At 60.7% G+C, this 3,069-nt stretch carries 3 protein-coding genes and 1 pseudogene; 1 reads left to right on the top strand and 3 read right to left on the bottom strand.

Annotated features, from left to right (window positions below):
* Window positions 1-518 (top strand): annotated as a pseudogene (locus EN993_RS33740) (nucleoside-diphosphate sugar epimerase); the annotation flags it as partial.
* Window positions 519-651: 133 nt separating this feature from the next.
* On the opposite strand, the gene EN993_RS33735 reads toward EN993_RS33740, so the two are convergent.
* The 3 genes from EN993_RS33735 to EN993_RS33725 all read right to left on the bottom strand — a co-directional run.
* A complete protein-coding gene (locus EN993_RS33735; RefSeq protein WP_006202816.1) occupies window positions 652-1,101 on the bottom strand; it encodes an Rrf2 family transcriptional regulator in 450 nt (149 codons plus the stop codon).
* Between the two features lie 256 nt (window positions 1,102-1,357).
* A complete protein-coding gene (locus EN993_RS33730; protein ID WP_109661082.1) occupies window positions 1,358-2,344 on the bottom strand; it encodes a sulfate ABC transporter substrate-binding protein in 987 nt (328 codons plus the stop codon).
* A 227-nt stretch (window positions 2,345-2,571) separates the two neighbouring features.
* On the bottom strand, window positions 2,572-3,069 hold a 498-nt coding region (locus EN993_RS33725; RefSeq protein WP_206532463.1), incomplete at its 5' end, for a TOBE-like domain-containing protein.

The following is a 3,069-nucleotide window of genomic DNA, read 5'->3' as shown; positions in this document are numbered from 1 at the left end:
GGATGATCATGGCCTTGTCGCTTCTGGAGCAAGGTTTTCGCGACCTGATATCGCCAATCGCATTTGTGCGCGCAGGTGGATTCTTCGAAAACTTCCTCTACGGCTTGCAGGTCGCGCAGGGCGGAACGCTACCGGTCTACTACAATCCGACAAACCGGAAATCGACCATGGTCGCGACGAACGACATCGGCGCGGAGGTCGCAACCCTTTTGACCGGGCCAGCGTGGTCAGGGCAGCGCATCGTCGAGATTGGTTCGATGGTCACTGCGGATGAAGTCGCGGAGCAGTTGGGTGAAGTCCTGAATCTCGACGTGAAAGCCTTTGCAATCCCGCGTGCAGGGTGGGCGGAAGCGTTCGAGCAATTCGGCATCCCGAAGGGTCACTCCGGACCTGCCGAAGAAATGTTTGAGGCCGTGAATGCAGGATGGATGGACCTCGGTGTGGCGGGTACAGAGCACGTAGCGGGTACGACGTCCGCACGTCATGTATTCGAGGCTGCGTCTAATGTGAACGGGTAGGCCAAAAACTGCATGGGTTCTCCTGTGATTTCGAGCTTCGTAACCCGAGATTTGGAGAACCCCTCCTTCAATGGAAGAATCTCATGTCTGTCTGAGCGCGGTCAGCTTGCGGTCGCGAGCAGCAGTTGGTGGTTTATATCTGCGAGGTCAGCTCGACTGGAAAATCATCATTGTCGGCATCGCGCATGGCGGCAAGGCTGCGATTGTCAAGCACTTCGGCGATCGCCTGCCGCACCTCCAGCATCATGTGCCGGACCTGGCAGGTCGCCTCGTCGCAATCCTCACAGCGCTGATATTGCGTGCGGCTGGCGCAAGGGATCGGCGCCAGCGGCCCGTCAAGCACGCGCACGACATGGCCGATCTTGATTTCGGAGGCCGGCCGGGCGAGGCGATAGCCGCCTTCCTTGCCCTTGCGGCTCTGGACGAAGCCGGCATTGCGCAACTCGCCCAGGATGGCATCGAGGAATTTCTTCGGGATGTTGTTGGCCACCGCGATATCGTTGACGAAGGCCAATTGGCCGACCGGCAGGCCGGACAGATGCACGAGGGCCTTGAGGCCGTATTTGCCTTTTTTTGTCAGCATGCCCAGATCAACCCATTGAAGCCCCAACCACCCGCATCTGGCGACTGTTTGTGTGCAAATAATGACGTTTTCGCCACGCGATGATGTTTTGCGAAAACAAGCCGCCGAATGGCATGTTAGGCATAAACGCGTTGATTCTTTGTAACGTTTTGCACGGACGGTGCCGATATTCCGCTGAAGATCAGGTCGCCGGCGCACAAAACGAAAAAAGCCGGCAAGGTGCCGGCTCTCTCGTCTATCCTGGACATTGCTGCCGTCAGCGGCTGCCGTAAGTCTGGTCGAGCAGGCCGCCGGCGGCGAAATGCTCCTTCTGCACCTTGTCCCAGCCGCCAAAGACATCTTCGACCGTCAGCAGGCGGACATCGGGAAACTGGGCCTTGTATTTGGCCGCGACCGCCGCGTCGCGAACCCGGTTGCCGTTCTGGGCCAAGATGTCCTGGCCTTCCGGCGTGTAGAGGAAGTCGAGATAGGTCTTGGCCAGGTCGCGCGTACCATGCTCGTCGGCGACCTTGTCGACGATCGCGACCGGGAATTCGGCCAGCAGGCTGACCGTCGGCGTGACCTGCTCGAACTTGTCGTCGCCATACTCCTTGCGGATGCCGCGTGTTTCCGACTCGAAGGTGATCAGTACGTCACCGATCTCGCGCTGCACGAAGGTGGTGGTCGCGGCGCGGCCGCCAGTGTCGAAGATCGGCACGTTGTTGAACAGCTTGGTGATGAACTCCTTCACCTTGGCGTCGTCGCCCTTGAAGGCCTCCTTCGCGTAGGCGGTGGCTGCCAGATAGGTGTAGCGCGCATTGCCGGAGGTTTTCGGGTTAGGGAAGATTACCTGCACGTCGTCGCGCACGAGATCGTTCCAGTCCTTGATGTGCTTGGGGTTGCCCGCGCGGACAAGGAACGAAGGCAGCGAATAGAAGGGCGAGGCGTTGTCGGGAAAATCTTTCTGCCAGTCGGCCGAGACGAGCCCCTTTTTGACCAGGAAGTCGATGTCGGTGACCTGGTTGAAGGTAACGACATCGGCGCCAAGGCCTTCGGCGATGGCACGCGCCTGCGCCGAAGTGCCGGCATGCGACTGATCGACGGTGACGCCCGGATGCTGCGCGATGAAGGCCTTGTTGACCTGCACGAACAGTTCGCGGCCGACATCATAGGATGCGTTGAGCAATTTGTCGGCCGACCAGGCTTGGGAGGATGCGAGGAACAGGCCGGCGACGGCGGCAAGCCCAAGGAAAAATCGCTTCATGAAAACAGGCTCCGATGCAATGCGTTTATGATCGGACCATAGCTTTGGGGCAGGGCGCGCGACGAGGCACGCGCAGTAGCCCGGTGAGGGTCCGGCGAGAAAAAATATCGTCGAAACGGCCGACTATTAGGATTTTCTCCCAGACGGAGACTTTTCGGGGCGCTGGACGCAGCAACGACGCCGATTGCGCGCACAATTCTTCTCGAGGCGATGTGCTGGCGACGGGATCAAGCCGCCGGAAACAGCTTCCAGCGTCCGGGCCGGAACGCGACCCGGCTTTTCTGGGCCGCCGGGTGATCGACCGGCAGTTCGATTTCGACCCGCTGGCGCTCACCACCGATCTCGAGTTCGACCCGGCGCGTGCCGGCGACGCGGCGGCTGGCAGCGACCGTGCCGGCGATGCAGCCGCTGCAGCCGTCCAGCAGTTCGACATCGTGCGGGCGGAAGTAGAGCGTCGCATCGCCCGAGGGTTCGTGGGGCGCGGCAAGCCCGATCGGACGGTCAGCGAGCCAGATCTCACCATTCTCGACCTTGACGGGAAGCGAGCTCGATTCACCGATGAAGCCGTAGACGAAGGGCGAGTTCGGCGTGTCGTAGATATCGTCGGCAGTGCCGACCTGCTCGATGCGGCCCTGGCTCATCACCACGACGCGGTCGGCAAGCTCCAGCGCCTCTTCCTGGTCGTGGGTGACGAAGACGGTGGTGTGGCCGGTGGTGTCATGGAT

Source organism: Mesorhizobium sp. M7D.F.Ca.US.004.01.2.1 (assembly GCF_003997785.1).
Classification (GTDB): Bacteria; Pseudomonadota; Alphaproteobacteria; order Rhizobiales; family Rhizobiaceae; genus Mesorhizobium; species Mesorhizobium loti.
Note: the sequence above shows the minus strand (reverse complement) of the source record. Positions and strands in the feature narration are given on the sequence as shown.

Excerpts from the sequence above, each read along its gene's own strand:
- EN993_RS33735 (WP_006202816.1), bottom strand. The coding sequence starts at position 1,101 with ATGCTGACAAAAAAAGGCAAATACGGCCTCAAGGCCCTCGTGCATCTG.
- EN993_RS33730 (WP_109661082.1), bottom strand. The coding sequence starts at position 2,344 with ATGAAGCGATTTTTCCTTGGGCTTGCCGCCGTCGCCGGCCTGTTCCTC.